Consider the following 15,808-nt stretch of genomic DNA (forward strand, 5'->3'; position numbering starts at 1 on the left):
GGGGCTAAGCCTCCTTTTTTATACATAATGTAAGGAGAGAATATGTATATGGGTCTTGTTATCACTACATTAATGGTACTTTTTGTTTATTTCAGAGCCAAGCATGTCAATGAAATAAAAGCACATGTTGCAGAGACATACCCTGAAGTATTTATCCGTTTGTCAAAAGACAAAATGAAAGTAGGGGTTAATAACGTGTTTGTGATTGCCCTTGAAGAGTCTCTGAAATTTGGCGAGCTAAGTAAAACCCAGGATAAGCGTTTGCAGTTATTAACCAAAAGAATGCGTGATTTTGATACGCGTTTTATGGCGGTCTCAGTTATCGTTATGATCAGTTATATTTTTCTGGCTTAACTCAAATATTACTGAATGAAAATCTATCATGCATACTCACAGTGTGGTGACTGAATAAAAAGATAAATCTCATTTTTCATCATAAGAAAATGAGATTTATCTGTATTCATTGAATCTTATTCTATCTAATACTCTACTCAAGTGCTTATTGATTAGGTTTTCCGCCAATATGTCATTCACTCTCCATAGGTACTTGAAAAGCCTTCAACTAATTTATCAAACGATTCATCATTTTTGGTTTATTTTATTTGCGATTTGTAGTGTTTAATTGCAGCTTTGTTTTGCTTTAGGTAGCTTTGAGCGGCTATTGATAAGAGAGAAATAAATGACCGAGTACAGCTTACCTAACCGTCGCATTCTGGCTATCGATGTTTTCCGTGGTTTGACGATCCTCACCATGGTATTTGTAAACGAACTTGCCGCAATTAAAAACATTCCTTCTTGGATGACGCATATGCCTGCCGATGCGAACGCCATGACTTTTGTAGATTTAGTATTCCCAGCTTTCTTATTTATTGTGGGCATGTCTATTCCATTTTCAACACAAGCAAAAGCTGCAAAAGGAGCGAGCTCAAAACGTTTATTAGTTGATGCAGCCTTCAGAGCGCTTGGATTAATCGTAATCGGCTTGTTTATGGTGAACACCATATATGGTTATGATGAAAGCAAAATGCTGATATCTATGCCGCTTTGGACTTTGTTGATGTATGCCAGTGTACTGCTCATATGGAGTCACTATCCAAAGCACCTTTCAAGTGTATTAGTCAAAGGCTGTAAATATTTAGGCATACTTGGCCTTATTGTGCTGGCATATATTTACGACGGCCCTTACGGTGGTATGACACCTCAGTGGTGGGGGATCCTAGGTTTAATCGGCTGGGCGTTTATTTTTAGTGTGGCAGTTTATTTATTTACTAAACAAGATGTCATTAAATTAATTGCAGCCAGTCTTGCATTTGTCGCGTTATATTTTGTTATAGAACACTTAAGCGGTATTAACGGTGTTCTTGACCGACTTGTTGAAGATAACCGAAACCATACCCATGCGACGATAGTTTTAGCAGGTGTGGTGATGAGCTTAATTTTTTATCACGCTAAATTAACTGACAAAAAGTGGTTCAACTATTTTGCTTTTGTATTTGTTAGTGGCGCACTTACCTTGTTGAGCTGGTGGCATTGGCCAGTTTCAAAGATATGGGCAACGCCAAGTTGGGCATTCATGAGTATCTTCTTCTGTGCACTGATCTTTGGTGCTATTTATTATATCGTTGAGTTAAAGGCACAGACTGATTGGTGCAAGGTATTTGAACCAGCGGCAAATAACCCATTATTAATTTATATCTTGCCCTATATTTTAATTGCAGCCTTACAGCTACTATCAATTCCAGCAAGACCCGAGTTTATGAGTAGTGGCGTAATGGGGATTCTATGGAGTCTAGGGTTTGCAGTGGTGATGATGTTTGCTGTGACTGGCTTAAATAAACTTGGTGTTAGGCTTAAACTTTAGCCTAATACTGTAATTATAAAGCGGCGATAGTACCGCTTAGTTTAATCTAGCTTAGAAAGTAATTGGTACTGTATTTACTTTTGTGTCAGCAGGGACTAGTTGTTTGTCGAAGTGGCAATATTCAGTTGTGCCACATGCACCGTTACCACCATTTGCTCCAACGATTGCAGGTGTAGCTGCCGATGAAATAGTCTTATTATTTAGGCTTTTAAGTTGCTTTTTCTTTAATACAATTTTCATTTTTAAGGTTCCTTTTAATTCATTGTCCAAAATGGACCTTAAAAAGGTAAATTAAATTAATATGTAAATCAAGGGTTGAAATTAATTTAAAAATGAATCACAAAAAATTCTTTTCAAATCGGCTAAGTAAAGCGCGTTTGGTGTTGTTGGCCAATACGGTGAGTGTAAGCAGTGATACTAAGATCCAAATTGGTGTATGACCATATTGGCTAAATGGGCTTAATCCGGTAATTAATTGCACTTTTGCTTTCAGTACATTCGCTTCAAATTGCGGTATTGTTTGCTCAGTTTGAGAGATGGGGTCATAGACGCCCGTAATACCGTTATTGGTGACTCGAACAAGCGGCCTTTGCAGTTCTAGGGCGCGCATTCTAGCAATTTGCATATGCTGATGGGGGCCGTGAGAATCTCCAAACCAAGCGTCATTACTGACTGTAAAGAGAATGTCAGATTGCTCTGTGAAGTTATCTCTAACCAAATCGCTAAATACGATTTCGTAGCAAATAGCTGGCAAAATATGTAAGCCATTAGCAATGAGGTTGTTTTGCACACGCTCACCTCGAGAAAATGAGGACATAGCGAGGTTAAACAAAGGGGCTAACGGTCTGAGAATATCTTCAAATGGCACAAATTCACCAATAGGCAGAAGTTGATGCTTTTGGTACCTATTTGAATGTAAGTATTTGTAGTGGCCTTCACTAGAGTCTGGGTATTTCTTACCTAAAACAATAAGCGTGTTGTAGACCGCCTTGGTATCAAACTGGTAATCAGGGATACCTGTAATCACTGAGGTATTGTTAAAGGCTGCAGCTTTATCTAGCCCTTCTAAAAATGGTGCTGCCATATCTTCTATTTCGGGAATGGCCGCTTCAGGCCAGACGACGAGGTCTGTGTCGTGCCATTCAACCCGGGTCATATCTCGGTATTTTGACATGGTTGGCCAAAACTGTTCTGGCTCCCAGCGCAAACTCTGTTGGATGTTGCCTTGTACAAGCAAAGTTGAAATGCGCTTATCAGAGTGCGAAGTAGAAACAGTGAAGCTACTCGTAAGGTATAAACACAGCAGAGCACCAAACGATGAAAGAGAAAAAGAGACCTGTTTTGCTTTAATGCTGTAATAAATGCTACTAGCAAGAAACACAGCCAGTAAAGTTAAGCCAAACTCGCCAATTACAGGTGCAAAGATATTAAGTGGTGAATCAGTAAATACATAACCAAAGCTGAGCCATGGAAAGCCAGTTAATAATTTACCACGTAAAAACTCTGCAATAGCAAAGCCGGCTATTAACAATGCGATCCTTTGCCACGCGCTTTGGCTGAACCTAGCGGCAAATGCAAAAGCCAGCGCAGGGTAAATTGCTAAATAGGCACAGAGCAACCCCATCAATAACAAAGAAACTGGTAAAGGTAATCCACCGAACTGAGCTATAGAGACATGCACCCAGCTTATACCAAGTGCAAACCAGCCAAAACCAAAAGCAAAGCCATATTTGGCTGCGCTTCGGGCAGACTGTTTATCTGTTACGTAGCAAGCCGCAACGAGTGCAAAAATAGCGATGGGCCATAGGCTAAACGGTGCATAGCTAAAAGTCATGGCAAGGCCTGCAAAAAATGCAAGCCAAGCATGTTTGTTAGAAAAGAGGGAAAACACCTTACTCAACGTGATCTTCGGTAGTTTCAGTCTTTGGTACTGTTACTTGAAGTTGAATAATACGACGATTATCAGAGTTAGTGACTTTAAACTGTAGCGGTTCGATGTCGATTGTTTCACCACGACTTGGCATATGACCAAAGGCATGAAGAATAATACCACCGATGGTATCGGCTTCTTGTGTATCGTAATCAGTATTAAAAAACGAATTAAATTCATCAAGAGGCGTTAACGCCTGCACGGTGAATACATGCTTTGACAACTGACGAATATCATCGTGCTCTTCATCGTCATCATGCTCATCTTCAATTTCACCAACGATGGTTTCTAAAATGTCTTCGATGGTTACTAAACCTGAAACGCCGCCATATTCATCGATAACAATCGCCATATGGTAACGCTTTTGGCGAAACTCATTTAGCAAGGTGTCAACACGCTTACTTTCTGGTACCACAATAGCAGGACGAAGATACTCTCTTAATGCTGGTAGAGCATCAGATTTATCCAAAATCAGCGGCAGTAAGTCTTTAGCAAGCAAAATACCTTCAACATGGTCTTTGTCTTCACAGATCACTGGAAAGCGAGAGTGTGATGATTCAACCATAATAGGAAGTTGATGCTCTAGAGACTCATCTACATCTAAAGTAATCATTTGAGAGCGAGGGATCATGATATCGCGAACTTTAAGTTCAGAGACGCTTAATACGCCTTCCATCATGTCTTTGGTCTCAGGGTCGATGAGTGAACGCTCTTGCGCATCAGCGATGACTTCAACCAGCTCTTCTTTATTTTGGGGTTCTCCTTGCAGCATCTGGGTAATGCGTCCTAGCCAGCTTTTGCCAGCAGAACCCTGACTACTTTGCGAGTTATCGTCGCTCATTTCTTTTTATATCTCCAATTAAATAAAATTCTGTTAGTCGAAATTAGTAAGCATCATCACGATATGGATCGTCTATGCCCAATTCGGCTAATAATGTTTTTTCGATGCCTTCCATCTCAATGGCGTCTTGTTCATTTATATGGTCAAATCCAAGTAAATGCAAGCAACCATGAATTGTCATATGAGCAAAGTGCTCATGAAAGCTTTTTTCTTGTTCTATAGACTCTGCTTTGACAACTTGTGGGCAAATAATTAAGTCGCCAACAAGAGGGAGTTCAATGCCTGGTGGCGCATCAAATGGAAAAGACAGCACGTTAGTCGGCTTGTCTTTGCCACGATACTGGCTATTAAGCTCTTGGCTTTCAGCTTCATCAGCAATACGAATAGTTAACTCTGCATGTTCACGATACGCAGATAGGGCTTTGTCAGCCCATAATTCAAACTGTTCATGTGAAGGTAAATCTTCAAATTCACAGGCAATTTGTAAATCTAATTCAACGCTCATGTCTGTTACTCAGCTTGGTTCGCTTTCGCTTCTTTGCGAAGGCGCTCTTTTTCAGCCTTTTCTTTTCGCTCAGATTCTTCTTTCTTCTCGTATGCTTCAACAATACGTGCCACAACAGGGTGACGAACAACATCATGTGACTTGAAGAAATTAAATGAAATCTCATCGACATCACTCAGTACTTCAATGGCATGACGAAGACCAGAGCGCGCACCACGAGGTAAATCAACTTGCGTAATGTCACCTGTGATCACTGCCTTTGAATTAAAGCCGATACGCGTTAAGAACATTTTCATTTGTTCTGTGGTGGTGTTTTGGCTTTCATCCAGAATGATAAAGGCATCATTAAGCGTTCGACCACGCATATAGGCAAGCGGCGCGACTTCTATGACATTTTTTTCAATTAAGCGTTCAACTTTCTCAAAGCCAAGCATTTCAAACAATGCGTCATAGAGTGGACGCAGGTATGGGTCGATTTTTTGTGTTAAATCGCCAGGTAAGAAACCAAGTTTTTCACCTGCTTCAACTGCTGGGCGAGTTAATAAGATGCGGCGAATTTCTTGACGTTCTAGTGCATCAACAGCAGCGGCAACTGCAAGGTAGGTTTTACCAGTACCAGCAGGGCCAATACCAAAACTGATATCATGACGAAGAATATTAGCCACATACTGACTCTGATTCGGATTGCGAGGCTTAATCACACCACGTCGGGTTTTAATATAAACTTCTTCATTCCATACACTCGGTGCATCTTGCTCTAGACAGTTTGCTTCAGTGATCGCTAAATGCACGTTATCAGGTTCAATTTCATTTACTTCGCCACGAACAGGCTGAGTATCAATGTATAAACCTTTTATGATATCGGTAGCGGCTTTAGCTTGAACAGGTTGTCCAGTCACTTTAAACCAGTTGTCTCTGTGCGTGATTTCAACCCCAAGGCGACGTTCTATTTGTTTTAAATTCTCGTCAAAAGGGCCGCAAAGTGATGAAAGGCGAACGTTGTCGGCGGGCTCTAAATAAAACTCAATATTCTTTAGTTGACTGCTCAAAATTGCTTCCTGTAACAACCGCGCCAGCAAAAGTGCTGGCGCAATCTGTATTTAATTAAGGTGTAAAGGTTGCAACACCTAACTCATCGGCTTCGGGTTCCGACGGCGCACGATTTAAAATATCGGCAGGTGCAACATCTTTCCTTAAATTCATTTCTGATTCTGTACGAATTAGCTCACCACGTAAAGAGTTAGGTAAAGCTTCGGTAATACGTACATCAACGAACTGACCGATCACTGAATGCGGACCTTCAAAGTTCACAACACGGTTGTTTTCGGTACGACCTCGCAGTTCCATTGGATTTTTCTTCGATGGACCTTCAACCAAAATACGTTGCTCAGTATCAAACATCTTACGACTGATGTCTTGAGACATCTGGTTGATACGGTTTTGAAGAATGTATAGACGCTCTTTCTTCTCTTGCTCTGAAACATCATCAGGCAAATCAGCCGCAGGCGTACCTGGGCGCGCTGAATAGATAAAGCTGAAGCTCATATCAAAACCAATGTCATTGATCAGATTCATTGTTGCTTCAAAGTCAGCGTTTGTTTCACCCGGGAAACCAATGATGAAGTCTGAAGACATTGACAGGTTAGGGCGGATCTTACGTAGCTTACGAATAGTTGACTTGTACTCTAACGCTGTATGACCTCGTTTCATAAGGTTAAGAACACGGTCAGAACCACTTTGTACCGGTAAGTGTAAGTGATCTACAAGCTCAGGCACATCCGCGTACGCTTCAATGATGTCAGGCGTGAATTCAACTGGGTGAGATGTGGTGTATCGAATACGGTCAATACCATCAATGGCAGCAACGTAACGTAGTAGATCTGAGAAGTAGCAGATTTCACCATCGTGCATTTCACCGCGGAATGCATTTACGTTTTGGCCAAGTAGGTTAACTTCACGAACACCTTGCTCAGCAAGTTGTGCAACTTCTAGTAATACGTCATCTAACGGACGGCTTACTTCTTCACCACGCGTGTAAGGTACAACACAGAAAGTACAGTATTTAGAACAGCCTTCCATAATTGAAACGAATGCCGTAGGGCCTTCTGCTTTAGGCTCTGGTAGACGGTCAAACTTTTCAATTTCAGGGAATGAAATATCAACAACCGCACCTTGCTTGCTTTGTACTTGCTTGATCATCTCAGGTAATCGGTGCAATGTTTGCGGGCCGAATACGATATCAACAAACGGTGCGCGTTGACGAATTGTGTCGCCTTCTTGTGAAGCCACACAACCACCCACGCCAATAACTAGATCTGGGTTGTCATCTTTTAGTAACTTCCAGCGACCCAGTTGATGGAACACTTTTTCTTGTGCTTTTTCACGAATTGAACAGGTGTTGAGTAAGATTACATCAGCTTGTTCAGCTTCTTCGGTTACTTCATAACCATTGGTTGCATCTAACAGGTCAGCCATCTTCTGCGAGTCGTACTCGTTCATCTGACAACCCCAGGTTTTAATATGCAATTTTTTACTCATTGAAATATTGCCTCGTTTTCAATTCGGACTCTAATTTAGGCCACTTGCTTAGACCTAAAAAGTATACGCACAACTTAAAGGACGCGTATTTTATATGACCAAGCACATCTAGCCAAGTATAGTTTTTAACTTTGCAAAGCGTGATCAAATTGAAACGTATTTTGCGCATTACAGTCAGACAAATTAGCGTGGCTTGCGGTACAATGTCGACATTGTTTTTAAGAGGCAAAATAGATGAAAAACAAGGTGGTTATAGTCGGTGGCGGCATGGTCGGTGCAGCTACAGCAATTAAGCTAGCAAAACAGGGCGCGTCGGTAACAGTTTTAGAGCAACAGTGTATAGACCCTCATGCGGTGCTTGCGAGTGAAAAAATTGATATTCGAATCTCTGCCATTAATCGCTTTTCAGAAGCTTTACTTGATGAGTTAGGCGCAATGCCTTTACTCAGAGAAAATAGAATTGCCCCTTATACCCAGCTAGAAGCCTATGAGTCAGCACAAAACTCATTGTTATTTGATAGTGAAGAAGTTGGCACGAGTCACCTTGGCCATCTTATCGAAAACAGCTTAACGCAAGCCAGTTTATGGGCGCAATTTGAGCAATGGCAAATACAAGTTGAGCACGTTGATGGTTTACCAGTGAGCATAGAGCAATCTGATGATACCGTTACACTGCACTATAAAAACAAAAGTTATACCGCCGATTTACTTGTTGCCGCTGATGGTGGTCGCTCACAGGTAAGACATTTAGTTGGAATAGGTGTTACAGGCTGGCAATATCAACAAAGTTGTATGGGTGTCCTAATCAAAATTGATGCTTCGCAGCAAACAAAAACATGGCAGCAATTTAAACAAACAGGCCCAATTGCGTTTCTGCCTATGCACGCACCGTATGCCAATTTAATTTGGTATCACGATAGCGCTGAGCTTGCTCGATTGAAACAATTATCGAATGAACAACTAAAAGCTGAAATTCAGTCAAACTTCTTTGCGTTGCCTGGCGATTTTAGTGTTGAAGAAAAGGCGGTGTTTCCGCTTGCTAGGCAACATGCTAATACTTATTCACAAGGTAGAGTTGTACTTGTGGGAGATGCAGCCCACACGATTAACCCATTGGCAGGACAGGGAGTTAACCTAGGCTTTAAAGACGTAGCTGCACTAGCCGAAGCATTAGAATCGACAGACGATTTCGGCTGCCCTTTATCTTTGCATAAATATGAGAAAAAGCGTCGTTTAGATAATTTGGCGATGATGAGCATGATGGATGCGTGTTACTTTGGTTTCTCGAATGACATAAAACCATTAAAGCACCTTCGCAATTTAGCATTAAAAGTGGCTGACAATGCAGGTGTGCTGAAGAAACAAGTATTAAAGCATGCGATGGGCGGTGATTTTTAATCAGTAAATTTCTTTGATTGAAGCGGACTAAGGTTCGCTTTTTTTGTGCGTGTAAAAAAGTATGCGAGAAAAAGGATATAAAAACGAGACAGGTAAATTATGAATGATTTGTTTATAGGGTAGGGTGATTAGATAATTTTAGAAAACATGGTGCGGAAGGAGAGACTTGAACTCTCACATCCGAAGATACTGGAACCTAAATCCAGCGCGTCTACCAATTCCGCCACTTCCGCAATGTTTTTTTCCCGTAAGAGATTGGCTGGAGTACCAGGATTTGAACCTGGGAATGGCGGGATCAAAACCCGCTGCCTTACCGCTTGGCGATACTCCAACAAGATGGATATATAACTACACGATAATTCCAGATTAAATCTGAATGAGATGAGATAGGTATCAAAACCTCTCTCTTCTTCCTTACCGCTTGGCGATACTCCAACATCAAGGATAAGATAAGTTATTTTAGTTCAAACTTACAAGAACATGGTGCGGAAGGAGAGACTTGAACTCTCACATCCGAAGATACTGGAACCTAAATCCAGCGCGTCTACCAATTCCGCCACTTCCGCATTTTATCTCAAATAGAGATGGCTGGAGTACCAGGATTTGAACCTGGGAATGGCGGGATCAAAACCCGCTGCCTTACCGCTTGGCGATACTCCAACTAAAGGTAGTAAAAGCTTTTTTAGTTCAAACTTTAAGAACATGGTGCGGAAGGAGAGACTTGAACTCTCACATCCGAAGATACTGGAACCTAAATCCAGCGCGTCTACCAATTCCGCCACTTCCGCATATTTTCTTTAGAAGAAAATGGTGGCTATGCCCTGATTTGAACAGGGGACCCCATCATTATGAGTGATGTGCTCTAACCAGCTGAGCTACATAGCCATTTGGCTGGAGTACCAGGATTTGAACCTGGGAATGGCGGGATCAAAACCCGCTGCCTTACCGCTTGGCGATACTCCAACTAAGGTAGTTGATTGTTTTAGTTCTAATCGAGAACATGGTGCGGAAGGAGAGACTTGAACTCTCACATCCGAAGATACTGGAACCTAAATCCAGCGCGTCTACCAATTCCGCCACTTCCGCAATGTTGGCTGGAGTACCAGGATTTGAACCTGGGAATGGCGGGATCAAAACCCGCTGCCTTACCGCTTGGCGATACTCCAACGAAAACCTCAAATCTTTGTTGAACCAGGATTTGAATCTGGGGGGATAAATGAGTGAGGGATCAAAGCCTCTCTCTTCTGCCCTTACCGCTTGGCGATACTCCAACTAATGGTAGTTGATTATTTTAGTTCTAATCGAGAACATGGTGCGGAAGGAGAGACTTGAACTCTCACATCCTAAGATACTGGAACCTAAATCCAGCGCGTCTACCAATTCCGCCACTTCCGCACTACAAGGTAGTTAGTTTTATAGTTGCTAATCAACTCTAAAAAGCATGGTGGCTATGCCCTGATTTGAACAGGGGACCCCATCATTATGAGTGATGTGCTCTAACCAGCTGAGCTACATAGCCATCTCTTTTTAGTTTGTCACCATCGCTGGTGCGGGGCGTATTATGCTGATATGCTCCAAACTCGTCAACACCTTTTTTGCAAAAAAGTTGTCATTAAAGTTCTTTTGCAGATTAATTGCGCGAAATGGCTGAATATGAACCATAAAAAGATAAAAAGTGAGCTGCTTTTAGAAAACAAAAAAGGAGACATCTAGTCTCCTTTTTAAAACACTCAGTTAACGCGATTAAACGTTGAACAGGAAGTTCATTACGTCGCCATCTTTAACAATGTATTCTTTACCTTCTTGGCGCATTTTACCTGCGTCTTTCGCACCGCTTTCGCCTTTGAATTCGATATAATCATCAAAACCAATTGTTTGCGCACGAATAAAACCACGTTCGAAGTCTGTATGGATCTTACCTGCAGCTTGTGGCGCTGTTGCACCAACAGGGATAGTCCAAGCGCGTACTTCTTTTACACCAGCAGTGAAGTAAGTCTGTAATTTAAGTAGCTCGTAACCACCACGGATCACAAGGTTAAGACCTGGTTCTTCAAGACCTAGATCAGCCATAAATTCTAACTTATCTTCTTCTTCTAGCTCTGAAAGCTCAGATTCAATTGCAGCACACACAGGGATCACAACTGCATCTTCGTTTGCAGCAATCTCACGAACTTGCTCTAAGAATGGGTTATTTTCAAAACCATCTTCAGTAACGTTCGCAATATACATGGTTGGCTTAATTGTTAAGAAGTTAAGCGGCTTAATAGCAGCGAGTTCTTCTTTACTAAGCTCTAAAGAACGCAGTGTTAAGCCTTCATCTAAATGGGCTTTCACTTTTTCTAGTACTTCGTTCTGGAATTTAGCTTCTTTATCGCCGCCTTTCGCTTTTTTAGCATTACGTTGAGCTGCACGATCCGCAGCTTCCATGTCTGCTAAAACAAGTTCAGTGTTGATAACATCAATATCATCAGCCGGATTTACTTGGCCAGACACGTGAACAATGTTTTCATCTTCAAAACAACGAACAACATGACCAATGGCATCTGTTTCACGAATATTAGCAAGGAATTGGTTACCTAAACCTTCACCTTTTGACGCGCCTTTTACAAGACCCGCAATATCAACGAACTCCATGGTTGTTGCGATTGTTTTTTGAGGATTAACAATCTCAGCCAGTTGGTCTAAACGCGGATCTGGCACGGCAACAACGCCTGTGTTTGGTTCGATTGTACAAAACGGAAAGTTTGCGGCTTCAATTCCCGCTTTAGTTAATGCATTAAATAGGGTTGATTTACCAACGTTAGGTAAACCTACAATGCCACATTTAAAACCCATAATTTTGAACCTTCAGTTAATCAAATTGTTGCCGTAAGCGATTTTACGGCTTAAATGAATGTAGTCTGTTTTGTGCTTTTAACACACCGTCTTTTGCTAAAATTTCCATACAGCGAACAGCTTCATCAACCACAGCGTCGATTTTTTCTTGGTCGGCTTGAGGAGCTTTACCTAAAACCCAGCCTGTTACTTTATCTCTGTGACCAGGGTGACCAATACCAACACGTAAACGCATAAATTCTTTGTTATTGCCCATTTTAGCAATAATGTCTTTCAAGCCATTGTGACCACCGTGACCACCGCCTTTTTTAATTTTGGCGATCCCCGGTTCCATGTCCATTTCATCATGGGCAACTAAAATATTTTCAGCTGGGATTTTATAAAAATTAGCAAGGCTTGATACCGCTTTACCACTTAAATTCATATAAGTTGTAGGAATAAGCAGTTTGAATTCTTGGTTGTTGATTATCACTTTGCCAGTAAGGCCGTGATGCTTTGAGTCAGGTTTGAGGATGCAATTGTAGCGTTTTGCCAGTTCTTCGATGAACCACGCACCGGCATTATGACGGGTTTGAGCATATTCGGGGCCTGGATTAGCCAGGCCCACAAGCATTTGAATAGTATTCAAGGTGCTAACACCTTAGAAATTATTCTGCAGCTTCTTCAGCTTCTTCAGAAGCAGCGCCTTTAGGAGCGTTTAAAGTAACAACTGCTTGGTCGTGACCTTCACCTTTAGCTAGTTCTACTGAAACAACACCTGCAGGTAGAGCTACGTCAGAAAGGTGTACTGTTGCACCTACTTCTAATGCAGCTACGTCTACTTCTACGAACTCAGGAAGTTGAGCTGGTAAACAAGTGATTTCGATTTCTGTTACGTGGTGAGCGATTGTGTTACCGCCTTTAGTTGCAGCTTCTTCGTTGATGAAGTGTACAGGAACCTTAGTGTGGATCTTGTGAGCAGCGTCAACACGTTGGAAGTCTAAGTGAGTTACTTTAGGCTTGAACGGGTGACGTTGGATGTCTTTAATGATCGCTTCAACAGACTCACCACCGATGTTTAGTGTAAGGATGTGAGTGTAGAAACCTTCATCTTCTTGCGCTTTGATTACTTTGTTGTGGTCAAGCGTTAAAGCAACTGCATCTTTACCAGCACCGTAAAGGATCGCTGGTACTTTATTAGCATGACGTAGGCGGCGGCTCGCACCAGTACCTAAAACTTCGCGTACTTCTGCTTCTAAAGTGTATAATTCGTTAGACATGGATGTCTCCAAAATAAAAGTTAAATTAATGATTAGAGGACTCGCGACCAAATCCTCTACCTTAAAAAGGCGCGCTACTATACCACCGCTGGATGGTAAATTAAACAAAAAAAGCACCCGGAGGTGCTTTTTGTTAAAGTAGGCGTCGTTTAGTGTGTAAACATTGCCGAGATTGACTCTTCGTTGCTGATACGACGAATTGTTTCAGCCAGCATATCTGCAAGGGTCAAAACTTTAATTTTATCGATTGAACGAAGCTCATCACTTAAAGTGATTGAGTCAGTTACGATAACTTCATCAATAACAGAGTTGCGAAGGTTTTCTGCCGCAGCACCAGAAAGTACAGGGTGTGTTGCATAAGCAAACACGCGTTTAGCGCCATGCTCTTTAAGTGCTTCTGCTGCTTTACATAATGTACCACCTGTGTCGATCATGTCGTCAACGATGATACAGTCACGGCCTTCTACATCACCAATGATGTGCATAACTTGAGATACGTTTGCTTTCGGACGACGTTTGTCGATGATAGCCAGGTCAGTATCGTTCAGTAGTTTTGCAATTGCACGAGCACGTACAACACCACCAATGTCTGGAGATACAACTACAACATCGTCAAATTCACGAGACTTCATGTCGTCAAGTAGAACAGGGCTACCAAACACGTTGTCTACAGGCACATCGAAGAAACCTTGAATTTGTTCTGCGTGCAGGTCTACAGTCAATACGCGGTCAACACCAACGCTTGAAAGGAAGTCTGCTACTACTTTAGCTGTGATTGGTACACGAGCTGAGCGAACACGACGGTCTTGACGCGCATAACCGAAGTAAGGGATAACAGCTGTAATACGACCTGCTGATGCACGACGCAAAGCGTCAACCATCACGATTAGTTCCATTAAGTTGTCGTTTGTAGGGGCACAGGTTGATTGAATAATGAAAACATCCGATCCACGTACATTTTCATTGATTTGAACACTGATCTCGCCGTCACTAAAACGACCAACAACAGCATCACCTAACTCGATGAATAAACGTTTCGCAATTTTTTGAGCTAACTCAGGCGTTGCGTTACCAGCGAAGAGCTTCATGTCAGGCACGGTAGGGTTCCTCAGGCACTGAAATTTTTTGGACTAACATGCAATGACGTTGTCAAAACAGGCTAACTTAAACAATTTTACTTCTACTCTTTAAGCCATGACGATAACTGGCGATGGGCCAGTGATACAGCATGGCTTGGGGCGATAAACCCTTGCCAAGCATTGGGTAATTCAGAGAGTACACGCCGTGCGCTTTGTTCAGAGTCTAGCTCGACAAAACAACACGCTCCCGTCCCAGTCATTCTTGACGGGCCGTATTTTAGCAACCACTGCAGGGTCTTTTCAACCTCGGGGTAGAGCTTTTTAACCAGAGCTTCACAATCGTTACTGGTATTTTCCATAAACAACTGACTGGTTAGTTTAGGGGTGCTTCTTGGTAAATCAGGGTGAGTAAAGACTTTTGCCGTACTAATATGAACGTTGGGGAACACCACACAATACCATTTATGTTCAATTTCAACTGCATTGAGTTTTTCGCCAACACCTTGTGCTATGGCAGTTTTACCATTAATGAAGACAGGTACATCCGCACCAAGTGTTAAGCCTATTTCTGCCAAGGTGTTTAGGTCTAAGTGACATTGCCATAATGAATTTAATGCCAACAAAGTGGTTGCTGCATCGGATGAACCACCACCAACACCACCGCCCATAGGCAAACATTTTTTTAAGCCAATCGTTACGCCTTGGTTTGTTTGCTTATATGGCAACAAAGCTTGAGCCGCTTTAAAGATTAGATTGTCTTCGGTTTTGATATTATTGGTATCACCAACAATACTAACTTGGTTGTCATTCGTTAAGTTGAACTCTAATTCGTCACCAAAATCTAAAAAGGTAAACAAGCTCTCTAATTCATGATAGCCGTCTTCCCGTTGATTATTGATGTGTAAAAACAGATTAAGTTTTGCTGGAGCCGTTAGAGTCAAGTTATTCATTATTAAACTGCCATGAATTGAGTTGAATTTTTATTTTTAATTTATCTTGGGTAAGCGAAATTCGTTTTGGTACCCAAAAGCCATCAACCATTTGATAGCTTTGATAGTCAATAAGCCATGTTTTACCTTGTTCATCTGTCCACTTTGCAGATTTAAGGCGTGATTGTGGATCATATTGATTATTATCACTACTGATGGCACCGGTTAACCAAAGTGGTGCTTTTTCAAAAGGTAATTGAAAGCCACTTAATCGTGCAATCAATTCACTGCTGCTTTGATCAATATATTGCTCATCCTGATAGGCCATTTCGCTGTGATTTTCATGCTCGACTAATTCGAGTAATTGTGTGCCAATAAAGCTAGATAAAATTAGATGTTGACGACTTTCTTTAAGTTGCCAATTAAAGTTAACAGATTGCCGATCATCTGGCGCAATAAAGGCAACTTTACCACTGGCTTTCCAGTTTTTTTGTGCCTCTAATTGCGACCGCCAATCAGTTTGCGGTACGTCTTGCTCAGTTATTCGTTGGGCACAGCCACTGATAAATAAAAAAAACATGAGCAAAATCAAATGAATTTGTTTCAAATGTTGTTCCTTCCTTTCCATATTTG

General features: G+C 41.6%; 15 protein-coding genes and 11 tRNA genes. 3 read left to right on the forward strand and 23 right to left on the reverse strand.

The features are described from left to right. Positions 1 to 42: 42 nt before the first annotated feature. Positions 43 to 354 carry a hypothetical protein gene (locus C1E24_RS07840; RefSeq protein ID WP_138480328.1) on the forward strand — a complete coding sequence of 104 codons (312 nt, stop codon included), beginning with the start codon at positions 43 to 45 and terminating at the stop codon, positions 352 to 354. Between the two features lie 325 nt (positions 355 to 679). Then, on the forward strand, positions 680 to 1,861 hold the full coding sequence (locus C1E24_RS07845; protein ID WP_138480330.1) for a heparan-alpha-glucosaminide N-acetyltransferase domain-containing protein: 1,182 nt from the start codon (positions 680 to 682) through the stop codon (positions 1,859 to 1,861). Between the two features lie 51 nt (positions 1,862 to 1,912). Here the strand turns inward: C1E24_RS07845 and C1E24_RS07850 are convergent, their stop codons facing one another. The 6 genes from C1E24_RS07850 to miaB form a co-directional block, all read right to left on the reverse strand. Further along, positions 1,913 to 2,101 (reverse strand): hypothetical protein, encoded by a 189-nt coding sequence (locus C1E24_RS07850; protein WP_138480332.1) that lies wholly within the window; start codon positions 2,099 to 2,101, stop codon positions 1,913 to 1,915. 97 nt (positions 2,102 to 2,198) lie between these two features. Next, positions 2,199 to 3,695 carry an apolipoprotein N-acyltransferase gene (lnt, locus tag C1E24_RS07855; RefSeq protein ID WP_138480334.1) on the reverse strand — a complete coding sequence of 499 codons (1,497 nt, stop codon included), beginning with the start codon at positions 3,693 to 3,695 and terminating at the stop codon, positions 2,199 to 2,201. A 58-nt stretch (positions 3,696 to 3,753) separates the two neighbouring features. Then, positions 3,754 to 4,632, reverse strand: a complete 879-nt coding sequence (corC, locus tag C1E24_RS07860) for a CNNM family magnesium/cobalt transport protein CorC (RefSeq protein WP_138480336.1) — start codon at positions 4,630 to 4,632, stop codon at positions 3,754 to 3,756. A gap of 43 nt (positions 4,633 to 4,675) precedes the next feature. Next, positions 4,676 to 5,137: an rRNA maturation RNase YbeY gene (gene ybeY / locus C1E24_RS07865; protein WP_138480338.1), complete on the reverse strand. Its 462-nt coding sequence runs from the start codon at positions 5,135 to 5,137 to the stop codon at positions 4,676 to 4,678. Positions 5,138 to 5,142: 5 nt separating this feature from the next. After that, the gene (locus C1E24_RS07870; RefSeq protein WP_138480340.1) at positions 5,143 to 6,186 is read right to left on the reverse strand and encodes a PhoH family protein; all 1,044 of its coding nucleotides are present in this window, start codon (positions 6,184 to 6,186) and stop codon (positions 5,143 to 5,145) included. A gap of 55 nt (positions 6,187 to 6,241) precedes the next feature. Further along, a complete protein-coding gene (gene miaB / locus C1E24_RS07875; RefSeq protein WP_138480342.1) occupies positions 6,242 to 7,675 on the reverse strand; it encodes a tRNA (N6-isopentenyl adenosine(37)-C2)-methylthiotransferase MiaB in 1,434 nt (477 codons plus the stop codon). 234 nt (positions 7,676 to 7,909) lie between these two features. Here miaB and C1E24_RS07880 point away from each other — a divergent pair, with 234 nt between their 5' ends. Continuing rightward, positions 7,910 to 9,073 (forward strand): FAD-dependent oxidoreductase, encoded by a 1,164-nt coding sequence (locus C1E24_RS07880; protein WP_138480344.1) that lies wholly within the window; start codon positions 7,910 to 7,912, stop codon positions 9,071 to 9,073. A 148-nt stretch (positions 9,074 to 9,221) separates the two neighbouring features. On the opposite strand, the gene C1E24_RS07885 is transcribed toward C1E24_RS07880, so the two are convergent. The 17 genes from C1E24_RS07885 to lolB all read right to left on the reverse strand — a co-directional run bounded on the left by C1E24_RS07885 (position 9,222) and on the right by lolB (position 15,782). Next, positions 9,222 to 9,306: transfer RNA gene (locus C1E24_RS07885), tRNA-Leu, on the reverse strand. 23 nt (positions 9,307 to 9,329) lie between these two features. Beyond that, positions 9,330 to 9,404: transfer RNA gene (locus C1E24_RS07890), tRNA-Gln, on the reverse strand. Positions 9,405 to 9,554: 150 nt separating this feature from the next. Beyond that, a tRNA-Leu gene (locus C1E24_RS07895) sits at positions 9,555 to 9,639 on the reverse strand. Between the two features lie 19 nt (positions 9,640 to 9,658). Then, positions 9,659 to 9,733, reverse strand: a tRNA-Gln gene (locus C1E24_RS07900). Positions 9,734 to 9,776: 43 nt separating this feature from the next. Then, positions 9,777 to 9,861: transfer RNA gene (locus tag C1E24_RS07905), tRNA-Leu, on the reverse strand. 20 nt (positions 9,862 to 9,881) lie between these two features. Next, a tRNA-Met gene (locus C1E24_RS07910) sits at positions 9,882 to 9,958 on the reverse strand. Positions 9,959 to 9,961: 3 nt separating this feature from the next. Continuing rightward, positions 9,962 to 10,036: transfer RNA gene (locus tag C1E24_RS07915), tRNA-Gln, on the reverse strand. 38 nt (positions 10,037 to 10,074) lie between these two features. After that, positions 10,075 to 10,159, reverse strand: a tRNA-Leu gene (locus C1E24_RS07920). Between the two features lie 5 nt (positions 10,160 to 10,164). Continuing rightward, positions 10,165 to 10,239 (reverse strand) — tRNA-Gln (locus C1E24_RS07925). Between the two features lie 144 nt (positions 10,240 to 10,383). After that, positions 10,384 to 10,468, reverse strand: a tRNA-Leu gene (locus C1E24_RS07930). A gap of 47 nt (positions 10,469 to 10,515) precedes the next feature. Further along, a tRNA-Met gene (locus tag C1E24_RS07935) sits at positions 10,516 to 10,592 on the reverse strand. Between the two features lie 224 nt (positions 10,593 to 10,816). Then, on the reverse strand, positions 10,817 to 11,908 hold the full coding sequence (gene ychF / locus C1E24_RS07940; RefSeq protein ID WP_058030811.1) for a redox-regulated ATPase YchF: 1,092 nt from the start codon (positions 11,906 to 11,908) through the stop codon (positions 10,817 to 10,819). A 43-nt stretch (positions 11,909 to 11,951) separates the two neighbouring features. Further along, a complete protein-coding gene (gene pth, locus C1E24_RS07945; RefSeq protein WP_058030810.1) occupies positions 11,952 to 12,536 on the reverse strand; it encodes an aminoacyl-tRNA hydrolase in 585 nt (194 codons plus the stop codon). Between the two features lie 19 nt (positions 12,537 to 12,555). Further along, a complete protein-coding gene (locus C1E24_RS07950; RefSeq protein WP_138480346.1) occupies positions 12,556 to 13,167 on the reverse strand; it encodes a 50S ribosomal protein L25/general stress protein Ctc in 612 nt (203 codons plus the stop codon). 149 nt (positions 13,168 to 13,316) lie between these two features. Further along, on the reverse strand, positions 13,317 to 14,264 hold the full coding sequence (locus tag C1E24_RS07955) for a ribose-phosphate pyrophosphokinase (RefSeq protein ID WP_058030808.1): 948 nt from the start codon (positions 14,262 to 14,264) through the stop codon (positions 13,317 to 13,319). A gap of 83 nt (positions 14,265 to 14,347) precedes the next feature. Continuing rightward, a complete protein-coding gene (gene ispE / locus C1E24_RS07960) occupies positions 14,348 to 15,196 on the reverse strand; it encodes a 4-(cytidine 5'-diphospho)-2-C-methyl-D-erythritol kinase (protein WP_138480348.1) in 849 nt (282 codons plus the stop codon). Further along, entirely contained in the window at positions 15,189 to 15,782 is a 594-nt protein-coding gene (lolB, locus tag C1E24_RS07965; RefSeq protein WP_171040826.1) for a lipoprotein insertase outer membrane protein LolB, read from the reverse strand. Before lolB ends, ispE begins: the two co-directional genes overlap by 8 nt. Between the last annotated feature and the right edge of the window lie 26 nt (positions 15,783 to 15,808).

Origin of the sequence: Pseudoalteromonas phenolica (genome assembly GCF_005876835.1) — a bacterium.
In the GTDB taxonomy this organism is placed as follows: Bacteria; Pseudomonadota; Gammaproteobacteria; order Enterobacterales; family Alteromonadaceae; genus Pseudoalteromonas; species Pseudoalteromonas phenolica_B.